This is a genomic window from Gemmatimonadaceae bacterium (assembly GCA_035606695.1).
In the GTDB taxonomy this organism is placed as follows: Bacteria; Gemmatimonadota; Gemmatimonadetes; order Gemmatimonadales; family Gemmatimonadaceae; genus JAQBQB01.
This window is the reverse complement of record DATNEW010000026.1, coordinates 492,273-513,724: the sequence shown is the minus strand read 5'-3', so window position 1 is coordinate 513,724 and position 21,452 is coordinate 492,273. Positions and strand designations below refer to the sequence as shown.

At 66.6% G+C, this 21,452-nt stretch carries 15 protein-coding genes; 8 read left to right on the top strand and 7 right to left on the bottom strand.

What is annotated here, in order from left to right; genetic code table 11:
- Positions 1-216 precede the first annotated feature (216 nt).
- Positions 217-2,652 (top strand): ABC transporter permease, encoded by a 2,436-nt coding sequence (locus tag VN706_13185; GenBank protein HXT16585.1) that lies wholly within the window; start codon positions 217-219, stop codon positions 2,650-2,652.
- 9 nt (positions 2,653-2,661) lie between these two features.
- Here VN706_13185 and VN706_13180 read toward each other — a convergent pair whose 3' ends face one another.
- Positions 2,662-3,378: a DUF3891 family protein gene (locus VN706_13180; GenBank protein HXT16584.1), complete on the bottom strand. Its 717-nt coding sequence runs from the start codon at positions 3,376-3,378 to the stop codon at positions 2,662-2,664.
- 46 nt (positions 3,379-3,424) lie between these two features.
- On the opposite strand from VN706_13180, the gene VN706_13175 reads away from it, so the two are divergent.
- Complete coding sequence (locus VN706_13175) at positions 3,425-3,793, top strand: PadR family transcriptional regulator (protein HXT16583.1); 369 nt, start codon at positions 3,425-3,427, stop codon at positions 3,791-3,793.
- Positions 3,794-3,800: 7 nt separating this feature from the next.
- Entirely contained in the window at positions 3,801-6,449 is a 2,649-nt protein-coding gene (locus VN706_13170) for an ABC transporter permease (protein HXT16582.1), read from the top strand.
- 92 nt (positions 6,450-6,541) lie between these two features.
- Here VN706_13170 and VN706_13165 read toward each other — a convergent pair whose 3' ends face one another.
- Together VN706_13165 and VN706_13160 are read right to left on the bottom strand one after the other, a co-directional pair.
- Positions 6,542-6,922, bottom strand: a complete 381-nt coding sequence (locus VN706_13165) for a hypothetical protein (protein ID HXT16581.1) — start codon at positions 6,920-6,922, stop codon at positions 6,542-6,544.
- Between the two features lie 29 nt (positions 6,923-6,951).
- Entirely contained in the window at positions 6,952-9,222 is a 2,271-nt protein-coding gene (locus VN706_13160) for a glycoside hydrolase family 3 C-terminal domain-containing protein (GenBank protein HXT16580.1), read from the bottom strand.
- Between the two features lie 34 nt (positions 9,223-9,256).
- Between VN706_13160 and VN706_13155 the strand changes: the two genes are divergently transcribed.
- From VN706_13155 to VN706_13145, 3 genes are read left to right on the top strand one after another with little or no spacing between them, the layout of a single operon-like run.
- Positions 9,257-10,561: a hypothetical protein gene (locus VN706_13155; protein ID HXT16579.1), complete on the top strand. Its 1,305-nt coding sequence runs from the start codon at positions 9,257-9,259 to the stop codon at positions 10,559-10,561.
- Entirely contained in the window at positions 10,558-11,244 is a 687-nt protein-coding gene (locus tag VN706_13150) for an ABC transporter ATP-binding protein (protein ID HXT16578.1), read from the top strand. Before VN706_13155 ends, VN706_13150 begins: the two co-directional genes overlap by 4 nt.
- A 37-nt stretch (positions 11,245-11,281) precedes the next feature.
- Positions 11,282-11,575, top strand: a complete 294-nt coding sequence (locus VN706_13145) for an antibiotic biosynthesis monooxygenase (protein ID HXT16577.1) — start codon at positions 11,282-11,284, stop codon at positions 11,573-11,575.
- A 90-nt stretch (positions 11,576-11,665) separates the two neighbouring features.
- Here VN706_13145 and VN706_13140 read toward each other — a convergent pair whose 3' ends face one another.
- Positions 11,666-14,122, bottom strand: coding sequence for an ABC transporter permease (locus VN706_13140; protein HXT16576.1), 2,457 nt, complete (start codon positions 14,120-14,122; stop codon positions 11,666-11,668).
- Between the two features lie 171 nt (positions 14,123-14,293).
- Here VN706_13140 and VN706_13135 point away from each other — a divergent pair, with 171 nt between their 5' ends.
- Together VN706_13135 and VN706_13130 are read left to right on the top strand one after the other, a co-directional pair.
- Positions 14,294-14,647: a PadR family transcriptional regulator gene (locus tag VN706_13135; protein HXT16575.1), complete on the top strand. Its 354-nt coding sequence runs from the start codon at positions 14,294-14,296 to the stop codon at positions 14,645-14,647.
- A gap of 10 nt (positions 14,648-14,657) precedes the next feature.
- Positions 14,658-17,339, top strand: a complete 2,682-nt coding sequence (locus tag VN706_13130) for an ABC transporter permease (GenBank protein HXT16574.1) — start codon at positions 14,658-14,660, stop codon at positions 17,337-17,339.
- Positions 17,340-17,347: 8 nt separating this feature from the next.
- Here the strand turns inward: VN706_13130 and VN706_13125 are convergent, their stop codons facing one another.
- The 3 genes from VN706_13125 to VN706_13115 all read right to left on the bottom strand — a co-directional run bounded on the left by VN706_13125 (position 17,348) and on the right by VN706_13115 (position 21,367).
- Complete coding sequence (locus VN706_13125) at positions 17,348-19,816, bottom strand: ABC transporter permease (protein HXT16573.1); 2,469 nt, start codon at positions 19,814-19,816, stop codon at positions 17,348-17,350.
- Between the two features lie 121 nt (positions 19,817-19,937).
- A complete protein-coding gene (locus VN706_13120) occupies positions 19,938-20,255 on the bottom strand; it encodes a MoaD/ThiS family protein (protein ID HXT16572.1) in 318 nt (105 codons plus the stop codon).
- The gene (locus VN706_13115; protein ID HXT16571.1) at positions 20,252-21,367 is read right to left on the bottom strand and encodes a sialidase family protein; all 1,116 of its coding nucleotides are present in this window, start codon (positions 21,365-21,367) and stop codon (positions 20,252-20,254) included. The genes VN706_13120 and VN706_13115 overlap by 4 nt, the downstream gene beginning before the upstream one ends.
- Between the last annotated feature and the right edge of the window lie 85 nt (positions 21,368-21,452).

The following is a 21,452-nucleotide window of genomic DNA, read 5'->3' as shown; positions in this document are numbered from 1 at the left end:
GCCAGGACCGGGAGTGCAAATAAAATGCAAAGAGCGAAAGCAGCGCGTTTGATCGGCACGCGGTAGCTCCGACGAGAGGGGGGGAGTTCTGACCAGTATAACTCCGCTGACGCGCCGTGAGACACGTCTTGGCGGCAGAAGGTTGCCCGGATTGGTGCGGGTCTTGACACGCAGATGGAGATAAAATATTATCTCCAAGAGATAAAAAATTATCACATGAACAGCCTGGCATTCGCAATCCGCGGCCTCCGCCGCGCCCCCCAGCTCACCGCGGTCGCCGTCATCACCCTGGCGCTCGCGATCGGCAGCACGACCGCGGTGTTCAGCGTCGTCGATGCCGTCGTGCTCCACGGCCTGCCGTACGGCAACGCGGGCCAATTGCGCAGCATCTACGAGCGCAGCGACGACGGCCAGCTTCGCATCCCTTCGTTCCCGACGTTCACCGACTGGCAGACCGCCGCCGCGAGTGTCCGCGACGCCATCGACGGCTTCGCCTTCGTGCGCGGCGACGGAATCTTCATCGGCGACAATCCCGAACGCGTCATCGCGGCCTACGTCACGCCCGGCTTCTTCAAGTTGATGGAGACGCGTCCGCTGCTCGGCAGGGTGTTCGCGACGGACGAAGAGCGACTCGGAGCATCGCGCGTCGCCGTGGTGTCGTACGACTTCTTCGTGCATCGCTTTGGCGGAGATCCGTCGATCATCGGCAAGGCCGTCGCGTTCGATAGCGTCCCGACGACAATCATCGGCGTGATGCCGCGCGGCTTCGCGTTCCCGAACTTCGGCGCCGGCGGATGGCTGCCACCCGCCGCGTGGCAACCCATCGCCGTGTTTCAGGCGACGCACACCGCGCTCACCAAGCGCGAGCTCCACGTCGACAGCCGATCCATCGTCCGCTTGCGCGCGGGCGCCGACTCCGTGCGCGCGACGACCGCCATGCGCACGATCGCGCAGCGGCTCGCCATGGAGTATCCCGCGCAGCAGGCGCACTGGACGTCGGTCGCGATTCGTCCGCTCTCGCAGGAATTGTTCGGCCAACTCTGGTCGACACTCGCCCTCGTTTCGGGCGCGATCGGACTCGTGCTGCTGCTCGCATGCGCGAACGTGACGAACCTCATGCTGATTCGCGCCAGCGTCCGCGGCCAGGACTTCGCGCTGCGCGCCGCACTCGGCGCGGGTCGCTGGCGCCTCGCGCGACAGCCGCTCGTCGAAGCCGGCGTCATCGCGGTCGCGAGCGGAGTGCTCGGCATCGCGCTCGCGTCGGCGCTGGTCTCCTTCGCTCGGCCGTTCGCGGCGCAGCGCCTGCCGTTCGCCGACCATATTGCGCTCGATCCAGCGGCCGTGGCGTTCGCCGTTGGTGTCACCGCGTTGACGATGCTGCTCGTCGGCGCGCTGCCCGCGTTGCATGCAAGCCGCCAGAATCTCGTCGATCGGCTCCGCGGCGGAGGAGCGTCGCGCGGCGGGAGCGCGGACTTTCGCGTGCGCAATACACTTGTCTCACTCCAATTCGCGCTCGCGATCACGCTCCTGATCGGCGCGGGGCTGCTGGTGCAAAGCGTTCGCCGCCTCACCGCCGTTCCACTCGGCTACGATCCCGACGGCGTGATTCGGTTCGCGATCTCGCCCCCGGCGAAGCGATACGCATCGCCCGACGATGCCGCGGCGCTCTATAAGAGAATCATCGAAGCCGTGCGCGCGGTGCCGTCGGTCCGGACCGTCGGCGCGGCGGGTGGCGCGCTGCTCACGACGAAGATCGGTCTGGAAGGGCATCCCGCGTCCGAGAATCCGCCGACGGCGCTCTACCATCCGATTTCCGCGGAATACCTCGGTGCGTTACACATCCCAATCAAGCGCGGCCGCGGTTTTACGGAAGACGACATGCGATCGCCTGTCGGCCTCTTGGTGACGGACACGCTCGCTCGAAAGCTGTGGCCGAATGGCGATGCCGTCGGACAGCGCATCACGATTTACCGACAATCACAGGCGCGCGCGGACATCGGCCAACCGATCACGCTGCCGATCGTCGGCGTCGTCGCGGATTATCACGAGTTTGGCGCGGCCACGGATCCTCAAGCCGAAGTGTTCTTGCCCTACACGCTCGAGGTGTGGCCGTGGATGACCTTCGTCGCCAGGGGGTCGCAAACACCAGCGGTGCTCGCGAGCGTGAAGAGCGCCATCAAATCGGTCGAGCCCGCGATCACCTTCTTCGGCGAGCCGAGCTTCGACGATGCGGGCCGCGCGCCGAAGTTCTCGGATCCGCGCATGTTCGTGACGAGTCTGTTGACGGGTTTCGCCGGCGTCGCGCTGATCCTCGCCGCGATCGGTTTGTACGGCGTCGTCGCCTATGCCGTCGCGCAGCGTACGCGCGAGATCGGCATTCGGCTCGCGATCGGCGCGACGCCGGTGCACATCACACGGTTGCTCGTGCGCCAGGCGTCGTCCTTCGTGCTGTTCGGCATGATCGGCGGACTGGCGGCGGCGTTCATCGTGACGCGGCTGCTCGCCTCGTTGCTGTTCCAGACCGCGCCGACGGACGTCGCGACCTTCATCGTCGTGCCGTGCGTGTTGACGCTGGTCGCGGGTGTAGCGAGTGCGGTTCCCGCGCTGCGCGCCGCCAAGACCGATCCCTCGATCGTGATACGCGCCGAGTAAACCTGTCAATCAGCTCGCGGCGTCGGCGCGTCCATGCGCCGAGCCGCGGAGTATCACCGTCGGCGACGAGCGGATGGCGTCCCAGAGCGCTTCGTCGGATTCGCGAGGTTCGTCGATCAGCTCGCGCGCCGAGATCTCGAAGGCGACCGTGGCGCCGCCAAAGATGTCGGGTGAGATCGCGACGCCGTCGGGCGTGCGCGACACCTGCCAGTCTCCGTACTGGGCGAGATCCGTTGCGTCGGTGCAGAAGTTCAGCGAGATGATGTCAGCGAGACGCACGAACGTGTAGTCCTCGAGGAGCTGCTCGAGCGGCGCTTCGCATTGCCGCAGCAGCGCGTCGCGCCGTTGCTCCATGTCTCTGAAGAAGTCCTTCCACTCCGGATTGCCGCGCTGGCGATAGTACACGGTGGCCGCGTGCTGCGCGACGAGCGCCGCGGCGTACGCGTTGTCGGTGCCGAGCAGCGCGACGCAGCGTGGCCAGACGCCCTGCCTGACGGAGGTGGGCGCGGTGATGAAATCGAGGACGGCGCCGGTGGTTGGATTGATTCGCGGCGATGCGTCTTCGACCGCCCATCCCGTGTCGTGCTCGGCGATCGCCTCGAGGATCGTCGCGCGGCGCGGATGGCCGGCGAGCGCGGCACAGTGCTCCATGATCGTCGCGGCGAGGCGCGCGTGATCGGGCTGCGTGATGAGCTGCAGACGGCCGTTCGAGTGGCGAACGATCATCCGGGAAGATTCACCCTTGACCAACCCGCCGACACTAGTTTACTCTATGCCTCGAGCAATCCACGGTGGATCGATGCCCGAGGCGGAGTCGCGCGACCTGTTTCCCGGCGCGCTCGAGATGATGGTGCTGCGGCTGTTGAAGGTCGAGCCGATGCACGGCTACGCGCTGGTACAGCGCATTCAACAGGCGTCGGGCAACCTGCTCCAGGTCGAGGAGGGATCGCTCTACCCTGCCCTTCAGCGTTTACTCAAGGACGGGTTGGTGAAGGCCGAGTGGGGGGTGTCGGCGACGAATCGTCGCGTGCGGATCTATCGATTGACGCCGGCGGGGGCGAAGCATCTCGTGCGGGCGGTCTCGAGCTTCGAGCGCATGTTCCAGGGCATCAACCTGGTGCTCGCGCTGGGAGAGGGGTGAGCGACGCATGAGCATTCTCGATCGCGTGTTCCGCCGGCGACGCATCTACGACGATCTGCACGAGGAGATTCGTGCGCACCTCGACGAAAAGACCGAGGCGCTCATCGCGGCGGGCTACACGCGCGCGGAGGCGGAGCGCGAGGCGCGGCGCGCGTTCGGGAACGTCACGGCGTTGCAAGAGCGCGGACGTGAAACGTGGCAGTGGCCGACCATTGAGTCATTGTTGATGGACGTGCGCTTCGCGATGCGGCAGCTCGGGCGCGCACCGGCGGTCGCCGCGATCGTCGTCGTGACGCTCGCGCTGGGCGTCGCCGCGACGTCGACGGTGTTCAGCTGGACGCGCGCCGTGCTGCTCGATCCCCTGCCGGGCGCCGCTGACGCATCGCACGTCATGATGCTCGAGTCGACGACGTCGTCGGGCAGCTGGACTCCCGTCTCGTGGCTCGACTACCGCGACTTTCGAAAATACTTGAAGTCATTCGACGGCCTCGCCGCGGCGTATCCAATGTCGCTGACGCTCGGCGACGTGGAGCGACCCGAGCGTGCACCCGGCGAGCTGGTCTCCACGAATTTCTTCGACGTGCTCCGCGTGCGTCCCGCGCTCGGACATTTCTTTTCGTCGGCCAACGGTGACGTCGAGGGCGCGCAACCGCTCGTCATCATCGGCTACGGCTTGTGGCAGCGTCGCTGGCACGGCGACAGCGCCGTCATTGGAAAGGTCGTCGAGATCAATCGGTTTCCGTTCACGATCGCGGGCGTCGCGCCGAAAGCCTTTCGCGGCTCGATGCCCGGTGAAGAGGTCGAGCTCTGGGTTCCGGCGGCGATGGTCGGCCAGATCATGCCGACGATCGGCTCGATGCTGCACGATCGCGATTGGCGGACGTTTCGCGTGCTCGCTCGCGTAGCTCCGCGCTATTCGGCGGCGGCCGCCGGCGACGAAGTGCGGCGCTTCGGCACGTTCATGAGCACCAGGAACGGCGGGCGCAGCGCCGGCATGAGCGCGAACCTTATGCCGCTCTGGCAATCGCACTGGGGCATTCAGGATGCGTTGCGCGCGCCGCTGCTGGTGCTGCTCGGAGCATGCGGGCTCGTGCTGCTCATCGTCTGCGCGAACATGGCGACGCTGCTCGTCGCGCGCGCAACCGGCCGGCGGCGCGAGCTGGCGTTGCGCACCGCACTCGGCGCGCCGAGGCGGCGTCTCGTGCGTCAGCTGCTGACGGAAGCATCGCTGCTGGCATTCACCGGCTCGGGGCTCGGGTTGTTCGGCAGCCTGTGGCTCGCGCGCTCGATGCATTGGCTCGTGCCGTCGTTCGCCGCGCCGACGCTGCTCGATCCGCGCGTCGACGGCGGGGTGGTGTTATTCACCACCGTGCTCGCGAGCGTCGTCACGTTCGTCGCCGGGATCGCGCCGGCGCTGCACGGGTCGCGCGAACGGTTCCGCGACACGTTGCGCGACGGGGATCGCATGTCGCCGGGCGTGTATGCGACGCGGCTGAGAAGCCTGCTCGTCGTCGCCGAAATGGCGTTGGCGATCGTGGCGCTGGTCGGTGCGGGGTTGTTCTACAACAGTGCGCGCCGCACGCGAGCGGTGTCGCCCGGATTCACCACGACTGGCGTCGGCATGGCGTCGGTGAGCCTGACGCTCGCCGGATATGATTCCGCCGCGGCGGACGACTTCCTTCGGCGCGTCTCGGATCGTATCGCGCGCGAGCCGGGCATCACCAGCGTCAGCTACACCGACTACGTACCGCTCAGCCTGAGCTCCGGCTCATGGGAGGATTTGCGGATCGAGGGTTATGCGCCGCAGACCACCGAGAACATGAAAGTCAACCGCGCCGCGATCGGCCCGGGCTATTTCAAAACGCTAAACATCGCACTGCTCAGCGGCCGCGATTTCACGTTCGACGATGACTCGGCGCACACGCCGGTGATGATCGTCAACGAAGCGTTCGTGCGGCATTTCTTCGCCGGACGGGCGGCCGTTGGCGCGCGGGTGCACGGCTGGGGCAAATGGTTCACGATCGTCGGCGTGGCAAAGGACGTGATGCAGTATCGTTTGACGGAGCCCGCGAAGCCGTACTTCTACGTCGCGATTCGGCAGGTCTATCGCCCGGAATATGGGTACACGTTCCTCGCGCGCGGTGCGGCGCCGGTCGATCAGACGGTGCGAGCGATCGCGCGGGCGGTCGCGTCCGTCGACGCGACTGTGCCGGTGTACAATGCGATGCCCCTGTTCGATTATATCGGCGCACCGATGCGGGGCGCCAAGGTGGCCGTTCGCATGCTCGCGTTGATGGCGATGGTGTCGTTGTTGCTGGCGGCGATGGGATTGTACGGCGTGATCTCGTACGCTGTCGCGCAGCGCGCGAAGGAAATCGGCCTGCGTGTGGCGCTCGGCGCGCGGCCGGTGGATGTGTTGCGTGTAGTCAGCGTGCAGGCGGGCGCGCTGTTGGCGATGGGACTGATCATCGGTCTCGCGACAGCCGCGGCGGTTGGGCGGGTGATCGCGGCGCTGTTGTACTCCGTCGGTTCGGCGGATGTGGTGATCTTCGCGGGCTCGGCGGCGGCGATGACGTTGATCGCGATCGCGGCGGTTGGTGTGCCGGCGCGGCGCGCGATGAATGTCGATCCGGCGGTGGTGTTGCGGGCGGATTAGAGGGGCGCTGAGTTTGAAGGGCGCTGAGTTTGAGGGGCGCTGTTGTCATCCCGAGCGCAGGCGCGCAGCGCCGGAGTCGAGGGACCCCCTTCTCAGCGGAGCGCTGCGTACGACTCCTCCGTCGGGACGGGGGTCCCTCGACTTCCCTTTCCCTTCGCTACGCTCAGGGTCAGGGTCGCTCGGGATGACACACGCGCCGCCGTCAGCTCGATCACGATCGTGTTGTCGGGATCGTGCACGTCGTAGAACACGGCGCCGTCTTTCTGATAGAAAGTGCCTGCCGTAAGCACTCCGGGAATTTGCGAACCGGGCAGCCTGACACCATGCCACCAGCCCCGCGCCGGTTCCGGGTCGGCGCGGACGGAGCGCACATGCTCGAGGGGAATATCGAGGCGGCTCTTGAGCGCCCACACCTTGTCCCATCCCTCGACTTCGAACACCACGCGATCGCCTTCGACGGACACGCGAACCATTGCATCCTCCCTATGGGCGTGTGATGCGCTCAGCGCCGCTCGCGAGCCCGGATCTCAATGGTCCGCTGCGACAGAATGTCCCGCGACGAACGACCGACCAGAACATTGTAATTCCCGCTGCTGGTAACCCACGTCTGCCGATCGGAGAGCCAATGCGCCAGCGGATGATTGGCCGCCCGCGGGTCGATGACGATACGTACGCGCCGCGACTCGCCGGGATTCAGCCACACCTTCTCGAAGCCGACCAATCGTTTCGGTGGTTCGCCAAGCGCGGTGGGCAGCGCGACGTAGACCTGCGGCACCTCGGCGCCCCGCCGATCGCCGGTGTTCGTCACGGTGAGCCAAACGTCGATCGGCTGGATTCCGTCCGCCGCGGACGGTGTAATTTCCACTTGTGATATATCAAAAGTAGTATATGACAATCCATATCCGAACGGGAAGAGCGGCTGCATGTTCCGCGCGTCGAACCAGCGGTAGCCGATGTCGAGGCCTTCGGAGTACGCCACCTTCGTCGGCACATCACTCGGCGTCGCGGCCGACACCGGCCGGCCGCTCGCATCGAGGCCAGGCCACCGGTCCGGCGAAATCGCGGGCAGATCAGCCTCTCGCCGCGGGAACGTGACCGGCAACCGGCCCGACGGCGTCGCCTCGCCGAACAACAGATCCGCGACGATGTTGCCGTCTTCTTCGCCCGGAAACCACGCCTCGAGCACGGCCGGCACGCGATCGATCCAGGGCATGACCGTCGACGCATTGTCCTTCAGCACGACGATCGTGCGCGGATTCGCCGCCGCCACCGCGGCAATGAGCGAGTCCTGTCCGTTCGAGAGCATGATGCTCGGGCGATCGCGCCCTTCGTCGGCGATCGTGCCGGCCAGCACCACGGCGATCTCCGCGCCGCGCGCCGCCGCCACGGCCGAGGTGAGATTCGCGTTGTCGTTCGCGACGATGGTGAGCGTCGTCGCCGCGCGCGAGCCAAGCCGCGCGAGTGTATGCCGCATGCCGTCGAGCGGCGCAACCGAGTACAGCGGAATCACGTCGGAGCTGCCGCCGCAACACCCCGCCACCGCCTTCGAGGCGTATTCGGCTTGACCGATCAGCGCAATCGAGCGCACGCGCTGTGGATCGAGCGGCAAAAAGCGTCCAACGTTCTTGAGCAAGACGGCGGACTGCTCGCCGATCGACCGCGCGATAGCGCCGTCGCGCACGGTGTCGATGACTGACTGCACGATCGGCCGGTCGAAGATGCCGAGCGCGAACATTACCGCATAGCGGCGAAGGAGCGCGGTGTCGATGTCCGTTTCCGAGATCTCGCCGCGGTCGAGCGCGGAACGCAAACTGTCCGGCGCCCACCACGGGCCGAAGCGCGAACCGCTCGGCGTGCTGACGTGAATGCCGGGCATCTCGTGGTCGACGCCGGCGCGCATCGCCGCCGCCGTCGCGTGGAGCGCGGTGAAATCAGTCTGCACGTAGCCGGTAAAGCCCCACTGCGTGCGCAGCACGTTCGTGAGATTGTACTCGTCCTGACACGCGTACGACCCGTCGACCATGTTGTACGAGCACATCACCGAGGCCACGCGGCCGTCTTTCACCGCCATCTCGAACGGCAGAAAGTAGAGCTCGTGCAACACGCGATCGTCCACCGTCTCGTTGACCGTGAAGCGATTCGTCTCCTGCTCGTTCGCCACGAAGTGCTTGGCCACGGCGATCACGCCGTGGCGCTGAATGGCCTGAATCTCGGCGGATGCCATCGTGCCGGTGAGATACGGATCCTCGCCGAAGTACTCGAAGTTGCGGCCGGCCTGCGGGACGCGCGCCAGGTTGAGGCCCGGTCCCTCGACGACGTCGAGCGCCAAGTCGCGGGCTTCAGTACCGATCACGTCGCCGAATTGCCGCGCGACACCGCGGTCGAACGACGCGGCGACGGCCATCGCCGACGGCAGCTGTGTCGCGCGCGCGGACTCCCGGCTCCCTTGTGCGCCGCGCGGAAGGTTCGGCGTGTCCAGCGGAACGCAATCGTTCTGCCCAACGCCGACGGGACCATTGGTGATTCTGAATGTTGGAATGAGCAGCCGTGGAATCCCATTCACGTGCCGAGCGCCGTAGCACTGCGGCAACTCCGGCACGACACCCGGGGAGCCGACGAGCTGCTCGAACTTCTCGGGCAGCGTCATGGCGCGAACGAGGCGCACGGCGCGACGCTCGGGCGCCAGTGCAGGATTCATCCACGGCGCGACCTGGCTTTGCGCGATCGGCGGCAGAGCGAGCAGCACGCTCGCGAGCGACACACGCAGCGGCATTGGAGCCGACCCCCGAATCGACATACCTTAATGTATGCCCGAGGCTTCGCTCCCTCGCCACGCGACGAACGGCCCCACGCGTGATCTCGTCGCGTTTCACTGGCGCGCGGGCGCGAGAGTGGCGTTGCGCGCCAATGCGATCGTCGGGGCGACAGTGGTGTTTTTCTACGGCCTCGAAGATGAAGCGCCGACGCGCATCCACGCCGCCATTCTCGAGCTCGTCGCGAGACGCGGCACGTGGAACACACGAGTGACGCTCGCGGCGATTTGTGTCGCGCTCGCCGGCGTCGCGATGCCGCGCATCACACTCGGCGCCACCGGTTGGATGCGAAGCCTCGCGGTCTCGCGGACGACGAGCCGGCGTGCCGCCATCGCCGCTCTCTGCGGCACGCAGGCATTCGCGATTGTCGTCGCGATCCTCGCGCTGCTCGGGGCGCTGTTCGTGTATCACGCCAGGTTGGACGCGGCGAAGGTCGCGAGCCTTCCGTTGATCATCATCTCGGCGGCCGCCGTGGTTCTTCCCGTCGAGAGACGTGCGGGACCCGCGCTGGCGCTGATTGCGCTCGCGCTCGCGGCGATTGGCGCGTGGATACCGAACATCATTGCCGTCGCCGTGCTGGTGAGCTCGGATCGCTTGTCCGGCGGTATCGTGCGACTGCGGCGCAAGCCGGTCCATACCGCACCGCGGTGGAGCATGGCCGCATCACCCATCGCGCAGTGGATTCGGCTGACGACGCGAACGCTTCCCGTCGCCACGCTCATCGCGATCACGTTCGCGCCGGCGATCTTCGTCGCGTTCGGCTATCTGATCGTGTTGCACAATCCTGATCTCGATCGCGAGGCGCAGATGCGCACGGTGCGCATCTGTGGATCGTTGGCGATCGCGGTACTCTCGACCGCGCTGGCGAGTAGCATCGTGCGCACGCGGCCCGCGTGGCCTTGGGTGCGCTCGCTGCCCTGGTCTTCCCGCCAACGCGTCGCAGGCGACGTGACCCTGCTCGGCGTCACCATGGCGCTTGCCGTCGTCGCGCTGGTGCCGCTCGACTGGCGATCGGCGATCGTCGTCGCGCTCTTGTTGCCGCCGATGGCCGCGGCCTCCGCGGCGTCGATTCGCGTCGGCGCGAAGCGGCAGGCGAGCGCGGGAGGAGACATCATGATCGCTGCCGTCGTGTTCGGCACCGCGATCGCGCTCTGGCCCTGGACCGGCGGCCTCTGCCTTGCGACAACGCCGCTGCTCTTCGCGCTCGCCGCGCGACGCGAGCGACGGCTGGTCAGCACGCGATGGGAGGAGTTGCATCACGACGCGACCGGCGATCCGGCCTGGATGTCCGCGACATGATTGCGCTCCGCGACGTCACCTTCGGTTACGACCCCGCGGTCTCGACGCTCGACGTTCCAGCGCTCGACATCGAGCCCGGTTTGACACTGGTCGTCGGCGCGAATGGCTCGGGCAAGAGCACGCTGCTGCGTTTGATCGCGGGCGTCGAAATGCCGCGCACCGGCACGATCACGATCGGATCGTGCGACGTGTGGCGTGACGAAGTCGGTGCGCGCCAACAATTGGCGTACGTGCCGGAAAGTCCGGAGCTCACACCGTACGCGACGGTGCTCGACATGCTGCAGCTCGTCGCGAGTCTGCGACGCGCGCCGCTTGCGTCGGTGGTCACGGCGCTCGACCGCGTCGGACTGTTCGAGCTCGCCGGACGCACCATTCGAGAACTCTCAATGGGCCAGCGGCGGCGCGCGATGCTGGCAACCGCGCTCGTCGGCGAGCCGCGCGTCATCATTCTCGATGAGCCGCTCGAGACGCTCGACGCGCAGATGCGACAGTTCGTCCGCGAATGGGTCGTGGCGCTTCGGACCACGGGCGTCACCGTGCTCCTCGCCACGCACGACCTTTCGGCCTTCACGGGCCTGGCGGACGGAATCGTCGTCGTTCGAGCGGGACACATCGAACGCCACGAGCGCGATGCCGCCGGAATTCTCGCGGCCCTCACCGGATACGTCGGCGGGGCGTCGTAGCCCGGCAGTGTGACAGGCGTATTCAACGGGAGCGGTCATGGAAAAGCTTGGAATTCTCGCGGTACTCGAGGCGAAGGCGGGCAAAGAGCAGGAAGTCGAACAGTTTCTCACCTCGGCGCTGCCGATGGCGCAACGCGAAGCAGGCACGGTGAGCTGGTACGCGCTCAAGCTCGGGCCCAATCGCTTCGGCATCTTCGACACGTTCGCGGATCAGCAGGGCCGCGACGCGCACCTTTCGGGCGACATTGCCAAAGCGCTCTTCGCCCGGGCTGATGAACTGTTTGCAAAGCCGCCGGCGATCGATCAGCCGGAGATTCTCGCGGTGAAGTGAGATCCACCTCATTTGTCATCCCGAGCGGAGGCGCGCAGCGCAGCGACCGAAGGATGACAACGCCACCCTCACTGCCGTCGCGGTGAGTGCTCAGTTCGCGCGCATCGTGATCGCCGGATCGATGGCCGAGGCGCGCTGCACCGGGATCGCACTCGCGAGCGCCGCGACGGCGGCGAGCGCGACGATCGCGCCCGCGAACACGACGGGATCCAACGCGTGCACGCCATACAGAAGTTGCCGAAGTAACGGCGCGAGTAGAACCGAGAGCACGATCCCAAACGCCGCACCAACCGCGGCGAGCCTTGTCGTATGCGCGAGCACGAGCCGGCGAATCGCCGACGGTTGGGCGCCAAGGGCGAGACGAATGCCCAGCTCGCGGCGGCGGCGCGCGACCGCGTAGCTGATGACGCCATAGATACCGATCGCGGCGAGTGTCGCGCCAACGGCCGCGAAGGCAGCAAGCAGCATGAAGTAGAGGCGTGCGTCGCCCGTGGCGCGATCGATCACCGCGGTCATGGTCTGCACGTCGGAGATCGGCGCATTTCGCTCGACCGAGCGCACGGCACCGCGAATCGACGCCGCGGCTCCGGCGGCGTTGCACCCGGTATGCGCGCACCGCAATCGCACCACGAGCGTCATGTAGCGGCTCGCTCCCGTGCCGGCGACGTACGAATTCTGCTGCGAGAACGGAAGGTAGAGCTCTTCTTCCGGCGTCGCGGTCCATTCCTGTCGGACGACGTTGGCGACGACACCGACCACGGTGATCGCGGTCGAGTCATCGATGAAAAATCTCTTCCCCAGCGCATCCTGGCCGGGCCAGTGCTTGCGTGCCATGAACTCATTGATCACGGCTACCTGCGGCGTGCCGGCGCGATCGCCGTCGTTCACGTCGCGACCGCGCAGCAGACGAATGTGCATCGTCGCGAAGTAGCCGGGCATCACCACTCGATAGGTGGCCCGCGGCCAGTCGCCCGGGCGAGGCACCGGACCAATCTCCGTGCGGAAATGCGTGCCCCATGCATCGCCGGCGATGGGGAGATGATTGATGAAGCTCGCCTGCTCTACTCCCGGCACGGCGCGCAAACGCGAAAGCACATTCGCATAGAAGCCCGCGTGTCGCGACGAATCCGCGGCCGCGGTGCCGGTCGTCGCAACCCGCATCGACACCACGCCGCGCGCGTCGAATCCGGGATCGATCGATCGCAGTGCGACGAAGCTTCGAATCATCAGTCCCGCTCCGATCAACAGCACCAGCGCGAGCGCGAATTCAGAGACGACGAGCGTATCGCGCAGCCGCTGTTGCGACGAACCAACGCTCGAGCCGCCCGCGGCATCCCGAATCGTCTCGGCAGGCCGGACCTGAATCGACTTCACCGCCGGCAGAAGGCCGCAGAGGATCGTCGTGATGCTCACGAGCGCGAGCGCGACAAGCAGTACGCGCCAATCGAGACCGACCTTCGCGACACGCGGCACGAACGCGGGCTCGACCGCCGAGAGATAGCGTACGCCGAGCCAGGCGAGACCGATGCCCGCAATACCGCCGGCGACGGCGAGCGCACTGCTCTCGACGAGCAACTGGCGCATGAGGCGGCCGGGCGTCGCGCCCATCGCGAGTCGCACCGCCATCTCACGGCCGCGCGCACTGCCCCGCGCGAGCAGCATGTGGGCAACGTTCGCGCACGCAATCAAGAGAATGAACACCACGGCGCCGAGCAGAAGGAGCAGCGGGTCGCGCACGGTGCCGATCACTTTGTCCCGCAGCGCAACGACGCGAACGTCGCGATTGGTGCCGGGATACTCGCGTTCCAGGCGGCGCGTGATCGCATCGAGATCGGTTTGCGCGCGCGAGAGGCTCACGCCCGTCGCAAGGCGCGCGAAGATGCGAAGACTCTGCCCGTCGCGACTCGTCGCCCGCGCGCCGAATTCGAGCGGCGCCCACAGTTCGGCGCCCGTCGCCCAGAATGGCGCGAAACGAAACGACGGCGGCATCACACCGACGATCGAGTATGTCGCGGCGTTGAGGGACATCGTGCGGCCGACGATGTGGGGATCGCGCGCGAACTGCGTCTGCCACAGGCGATGGCTGATGAGCACGGGCGTATGCTCGGCTCGGAGATCGGCGTCGGTGAACAGCCGGCCCATCATCGGCTGCACGCGGAGGAGGTGCATCAATGAAGGCGTGACGTGGAGGCCGAGGATTTGTTGCGGGTCGTCGCCACCGGTGAGATCGGGCGACCAGAATTCGGCGGCGCCCATTTCACTGAACGCGCGCGACTCCGCTTTCCAGTCGAGATAGTTGGCCGGCGCGACGGGCGAGCGCCCTTCGTGCAGCACGACCGTGAGCCTGCCGGCGTCGGCGTACGGAAGCGGGCGAAGCAGCACGCCGTTCACGACGCTGAGAATGGCGGTCGTGGCGCCGAGTCCCAGGGCGAGCGCGATGACCGCGATGGCCGTGAATCCCGGCGAGTTGCGCATGCCGCGGGCGGCGAGCGAGACGTCTCGGCGGAGATCGTCGGAGAAGGCGGCGAGTCGGGCGGCTGGGTTCATGACCGTTCGACAATGTTCGCCCTGAAAGGGTTGGGTGCCACGGCCGGCCGGCCCGAACCGTTCCCCTGGCGCGTCTAAGGAACCGACACCATCTTCCCTAGACCCGCATAGTAAACCATTTCGCCGGTCCCGCTGTCTGATCCGGCACGCCTTCTCCGATCCCATCATCCCATGTTCGAGAAAGAATCCGGCCTTCTTCAAGGCACCGTCGAGCTCCTCGTGCTCAAGACGCTCTCGTGGGCGCCGATGCACGGCTACGGCATCGCGAGCTGGATCGAGTCCGCCACCAACGACGTGCTGAGCGTCGAGGAAGGCTCGCTCTATCCCGCGCTCTACCGCATGTCGCGCAAGGGATGGATCAAATCGCAGTGGGGCGTCACCGAAAACAACCGCCGCGCCAAGTACTACCACCTCACCGCCGAAGGGCGGCGGCAGTTCCGGGAACAGACGTCGGGTTGGCAGCGCTTCGCCCGCGCGGTCGATCAAGCCATCAACACCAAGACTGTCCCCACCTGGGCGAAGTGAGAGAGAGACGATGAGCCATCACGACCAGTCCGACCCGCATCGCGCCGACCGCGATCTCCAGTTCGTCGCTCCGAAGCCGGAGGCCGAGGTGGACGACGAGCTGGGCTTCCATCTCGAGGAGCGCATTCGCGGCTGCATCGCCAGCGGCATGACGCCCGATCAGGCGCGACGCGCGGCGTTCGAGCGCTTCGGCGACGTCGCGGCGGTGCGCGAGGTCTGCGCGCGCCTGCTCAGCGACGAACGCAAGGCGGAAGCGCGCCGTGACTGGCTCGACGACCTCCGGCAGGATCTTCGGTTCGCCGGCCGTTCAGCCGTTCGCGCCCCGCTCTTCTCATTGCTCGCGGTCGTGACGCTGGCGCTTGGCATCGGCGCCAATGCCGCGGTGTTCGGCGTGGTGAAGTCGGTGCTGCTCGACGCGCTGCCGTACGCGCAGTCGTCGCGGCTCATGCGCATTTTCTGTCCGTTCCGCGACGGCACGTCGCAGCGCGGCGCGCTGAGCGCCGGTACCGTGAGCGACATTCGCGAACGGCAGCATTCGTTCAGCAGTCTCGGCGCGTTTCTGAATGCGCACGACGCCGTGTATGAGACCAATGGAACGCCGCAGATGGTGAAAGCGATGTTCATCGAGCCGCAGCTGCTGCGCACGCTCGGTGTGTCGCCGCTGCGCGGGCCCGGCTTCCGCGACGACGATGCGTTGCACGACACGACGACGGTTGCGATGATCTCGTACGGCGCGTGGCAGCGTCTCTTCGCCGGCGATGCGGCCGTGATCGGCAAGACGATTCGCCTCAACGGCCTTCCGCGCACCATCGTCGGCGTGCTGCCCCGCGACTTCGTGCCGCCCGACGACCAAACCGACTTTTATCAACCACTCGCCGTTTCGCTCTTCATGGGCAATCCGATCACGGTGCGCGGCTCGCACAACTTTGGCTTCATCGGACGATTGAAACCGGGTGTGTCGTACGACGCCGCCGCGCGCGAGATGAGCTCCATCGGTGCCGAGCTCGAGAAACTGTATGCGAAAGACAATCTCGGCATTGGCCTGACCGCCGTTTCGCTGCGCAACGCCATGGTGGGCGACACACGGGGACCGCTCCTCGTGCTGCTCGCGAGCGCAGGGCTCGTGCTGCTCATCACGTGCGCGAATCTCGCCGGAGCGCTTTTGTCACGCACTATCTCGCGCCGCAAGGAATTCGCGGTGCGCGTCGCGCTCGGCGCCGGCCGCGGACGGCTCGTTCGGCAATTGCTCACCGAGAGCGTGCTGCTGGCCGTCGCCGGCGGCGTCGCGGGCCTGGCGCTGGCGATGGCGGGCCTCAGTCTCCTGCGCGGTCTCGCGCTGAACGTCATTCCGTCATACGCGACGCTGTCACTCGACACGGGTGCGATTCTCGTCACCTTCGCACTCGCGCTGCTGACGGGACTCGCCTTTGGCGTCGGCCCCGCGCTGTCGGTGGGGCGCGCCGATCCACAGCGGACGCTTCGCGACGAAACACGCGGCGCCAGTGAAAGCGTTCGTTCGCGGCGCTTGCGCGGCGTGCTCGTCGCCGGACAGATCGCGCTCTGTGTGAGTTTGCTCGCCGCGGCGGGACTCCTCGTACGAAGCCTGGTCGCAATGACAACGGCGCCCATCGGATTCAAACCGGAGAATCTCCTGACACTGACGGTGCAGCCTCCGAACGCGAAATACTCCACGCTCGCCGCGCGCAACCAGCTTTTCGATGCATTGCAACAAAAGGTGAGCGCTCTGCCGGGCGTGAAAGGCGTCGCAGTCGTGTCCGCGCTACCGACGATGGTTCACAACAGCAACGGATTGTTCATTCAGAATTCGCCGTGGGCGCCGAACGAGCCCGTTCCGTTCATGCTCACGGTCGGCGCGTCGGAGAGCTACTTCCGCACGATGGACATTCCGTTGAAGGAAGGACGGCTGTTCGACGCGTCGATCGATCGCGACAGCATGCCACCGGTCATGATCATCAACGAAGCGATGGCGAGGCGGTACTGGCCGAAGGGCGGCGCCGTCGGCGCGCACGTTCACATCGGCCCGCCGAATCCAACCGCGCCGTGGATTACCATCGTCGGCGTCGTCGGCAGCGTGCGAAACGATCCGACGCATCTCTCTCCCGAACCAATGCTCTACCTTCCGTTCCGCCAGTCGTCGTACGGCAACGTCTTCGTGATCCGCACGTCGGGTGATCCGACGGCGCTCACCGCCAGCGTACGCAAGGCGATCGGATCGGTCGATCCGATGATTCCGATCTACAAAGTACAGGCGATGGACGAGGTGCTCGGCGATACGTTTAGAATCCACCGCTTACCCGTGATACTGATGGCGTCGTTCGGCGGTCTCGCGTTGCTGCTGGCGTCAGTCGGCGTCTACGCGATGTTCGCCAACATGGCCGCCGCCCGCGAACGAGAGTTTGGCGTTCGCGTCGCGCTCGGCGCATCGCGCGGCGCGATCGTGCGGCTGGTGCTGCGCCAAGGGGGCGTCTGGATGGCCGCGGGGCTGGCGATCGGCACGATCGGAGTCGTCACCGCGGCGCGAATGCTGCGCGCGCAACTGTTCGGCGTCGGACAGTTCGATCCCGTCGCGATCGGCCTCGCGGTGTTGACGTTGGCGCTTTGCGCGACCATCGCGCTGCTGCTGCCGGTGCGCCGGGCGAGCCGCGTCGATCCTATTACAGTTCTGAGATAGCGGGCCCGCTATTCCGCGCGGAGTGCGTCCAGAGGATCGGCGCGCGCCGCGCGGCGTGCGGGCAACCAGCTCGCGACGAGACCGATGGCCAGGAGCAGGAACGCCGTCACGGCGAGCGTGACCGGATCCGCCGCGCCGACCTCGAAGAGCAATCGCCGCAGGAGGCGGCCGAGGCCGAGGAATGCGGCAAGGCCCGCGCCGATGCCGATCAGCGCGAGCACGGAGCCCTCGTGCAGGATCATGGCGCGAATGGCGCCGGGCGCGGCGCCCAACGCCATCCGTACGCCGAGCTCGCGCGTACGCAGGCTGACCGAGTACGCGATCACGCCGTACAGACCGACAGCACCGAGTATGAGCGTGATGGCGGCGGCCGCGCCAAGGATGGCGAGGACGAACGTCGTTTGCGCCATCGTCCGGGCGAGGACGTCGCTCATCGACTGAAGATCATACACCGGTATGCTCGCGCGCAGCTCGGAGATGGTGCGGCGCACCGACGGCACGAGCGCCGTGGGATCGCCCGCGGTGCGCATGACGATCGACACGAACCGCGGCATGTTGCGCGTGCTGTCCGGCGTCTCAGGCGATGGAATGACGAGCGGCGTGTAGACCTCGCCGACCCCGTCGGCGGTGAGCGACGAATCGCGTACGCTCTCGACGACGCCGACGATCGTGAACCATGGCTGCTCTACGGTCGCACGCACGTGCTGGCCGAGCGCCCTCGCCCCCGTCGGATCGTGCCAGAAGCGCTCGGCGAAGGCGCGGCTGACGACGACGTCCTTCTCCGCGTTCGGATCGGTCGGCGGGCCGAACAACCGCCCCGCAACGAGCGCGATGCGCATGGCCTGGAAGTACCCCGGCGTGGCCTCCGGAAACGGAAACACCGGCGGCAGCGTGGTGCCCTGCATCGGCTGCGACTCGATGTAGACCGGCGTCAGACTTTCGCCGCCGATGAGCGGGAGCTTGGTCGTGAGGCCAACGCTCCGCACGCCCGGCAGCGCGCCAAGGCGATCTATTAAAGATTCATAATAGAGCGCCGCGTCGCGCGCGTGAGGCATGTCGCCCACCGGCAGCGAGATCGTAAAGGCGAGCGTGTTCGCCGGATCGAACCCCGGGCGCACCGAGCGAAGGTGCGCGACGGTGCGCATCAATAGGCCCGAGCCGGCCACGAGCAGCACGGCAAGCGCCATCTGCACCACGACGAGCGTGTGTTGCGCCCGATGTTGTCCGCGACCGGCCGTTCCCGTGCGGCCGCCCTCGCGCAACATCGCCGACACGTTGGCGCCGCGCAGCCGCAGCGCGGGCAGCACGCTGCAAACGAGCGCCACGACGACGGCGAGCAGCGCGGTGAACGCGAACGTCACGCCGCCCATCCGCACTTCGTTCAGACGCGGGAGATTCTGTGCACCGGCGTTGACAAGCAAATGCACGGCAATGAACGCGAGCGCGAGCCCGCCAATCGCGCCCAGGATCGCGAGGATCAAGCCTTCGGTGAGAAAGCCGGCCAGGATATTTCCACGGCTGGCGCCGAGCGCGGAACGAACCGCGATCTCGCGGCCGCGGCCCTGCGCGCGCACGAGCATCAAGTTCGAGACGTTGGCGCACGTGACCACCAGCACGAGTCCGACGGTCGCGAGGACGATCCACAATATGCGCGCGAAGCCGCCGATCGCTTCGTCCTTCATCGTGAGCACCACGGCGCGAGCGCGTGATTGTTTGAGCAGGCCCGCCGTCGGCAGTCCGGGGTAGACATTCGGATACGCCTCGGGCAAGCGCACGAGGAGATCGTTCAGCTCACGCTGCGCGCCGTCGACCGTGGCGTTCGGAGCCAACCTCCCAAGCGCAGCCACGTTGAATCCGCCCGCGTTCGTCGTCGCGGGGTCGAGTTGCAGGGGTAGCCAGAGATCGGTGTTCACTCCCGGAAAGGTGAAGCCGGCCGGCATGACGCCAATGATCGTGAACGCCGCGGCGTCCACGCGAATGGTGCGACCCACGATGTGCGGATCTGCGCCGTATCGGCGGCGCCACAGCGCATCGCCGATCAGCGCGACGTTACCGCCGTTCGGCCGGTCTTCCTCTTCCGTAAACGAGCGCCCGAGCGCGGGCTTGATGCCGAGCATCGGCAGGAGATTCGCCGTGACCCTCGCGCCCGAAACACGCTCGGGCTCAGTCGTGCCCGAGGCGTCGGACAGATTGACGGACGGCCGTTGATAAGCCGCAACCGCGGACAGCGTGTGGCTCGATCGCCGATAGTGGAAATACGTTCCGAGCGATTGCCCCGCCGTCGGAATGCCGATGCCGAGCAGCGTATGTCGCAGCGCGACGAGCCGGCCCGAATCGCGATACGGCAGCGGCCGCAGCAGTACGGCGTCGACGACGGTGAAGATCGCCGACGTGGCGCCGATGCCCAGCGCTAGCGTGCAAACGACGGTCGTCGTGAAGAGTGGGGCGCGACGGAGCGATCTCAGAATGGCGCGCACGTCCAGAAGGCCGAGGCGGCTGGAGCTCCTACCGTTGTCGCGCATACTCGGAGTGTATCATGATTCCCGTTGCGCTGCTGTCTGCTCGCGGTTGACGAGTTGTCGGGATTCCGGTCGTGACTCAGCCGCCGGCGAGCGCTCCGACGACGAGAAATGGTTCACGACCGTCGGCGACCGCGTCGGGCAGCGGCGCGTCCGGCGTTTCGAGCGAGAGATCTTCCTCACACGCATAGAAGCGGACGTAGGCACGCCGCTTCTTGGTATCGTGATCGCGCATGGTGCCGCGCAACATGGGATAGCGCGCCTCGACGGCGTCGAGCAGCGTGCGCTGCGTGACGCGTCCATCGCTTCCAGGCGCCGCTTCGATCTGCAGCTCGCCCGTGACGCGCGCGAGCTGCCGAAGCGGCGCCGGAATCACAACGCGAACGTGCGCGGTCATGCCAGCGTCTGCACCTCGACCGACAAGACCGCCGGCAAATCGTGGACGATGGCCTGCCAGTTGTCGCCGCTGTCGGGTGAGACGTAGACCTGTCCGCCCGTGGTGCCGAAGTAAACGCCGCATTCATCGAGCGAATCGGTCGCCATCGCATCGCGCAGGACGTTCACGTAGCAATTCTCCTGCGGCAGTCCCTTGTCGAGCGCCTCCCATTCTTCGCCGCCCGTCTTGCTGCGATATACGCGCAGCTTGCCCTCGTGCACGTAGTGCTCGGAGTCGCTCTTGATGGGGACGACGTAGATCGTCTCGGGCTCATGCGCGTGCACGTCGATGACGAAGCCGAAATCGGTGGGCAGATTGCCGCTCACCTCGCGCCACTTTTCGCCCGCATCGTCGGTGCGCATCACGTCCCAGTGCTTTTGCATGTACAGCGTGCCGGGCGTCGACTTGTGTTGCGCCAGCCGGTGCACGCAGTGGCCGATCTCCGCCGTCGGGTCAGGAATGTACTGCGAGCGAAGGCCCTGATTGATCGGCTTCCACGTCACGCCGCCGTCGTCGGTCCGGAACGCGCCCGCCGCGGAGATCGCGATGTACATGCGATCGTGATTGGTCGGATCGATGAGAATTGTGTGAAGACACAGGCCGCCCGCGCCGGGCTGCCACTTCGAGCCCGTCGTGTGCTTGCGCAGACCGGAGAGCTCCTCCCAGTTCTGTCCGCCATCCTTCGAACGAAACAGCGCGGCGTCCTCGACGCCGGCGTACACCGTGTCGGCATCGCTGAGCGACGGCTCGAAGTGCCACACGCGCTTGAATTCCCAGGGATGCGGCGTGCCGTCGTACCATTGATGCGTGCCGGGAACGCCGTCGTAGCCGAACTTGTTGTTGACCGGCGTCCACGTCTTGCCGCCATCGTCCGAGCGCTGCACCTGCTGGCCGAACCACGCGTTGCTCTGCGATGCGTAGATGCGATCCGGATTCACCGGCGACCCCTTCAAGTGGTACATCTCCCAACCCGCGAAGTGCGGGCCGGCGATATCCCACTTCTTGCGCGCGGCGTCGGAGGTGAGAATGAACGCGCCCTTGCGCGTGCCGACGAGGACTCGGACTCCGGACATAAACGATCTCGAGAGGAGGGGTACCGTGCAGGCGGCCAAAAATGGCTCGAGAAACAAGTTTATCACCTCGGCCCGAAGCCGCAAC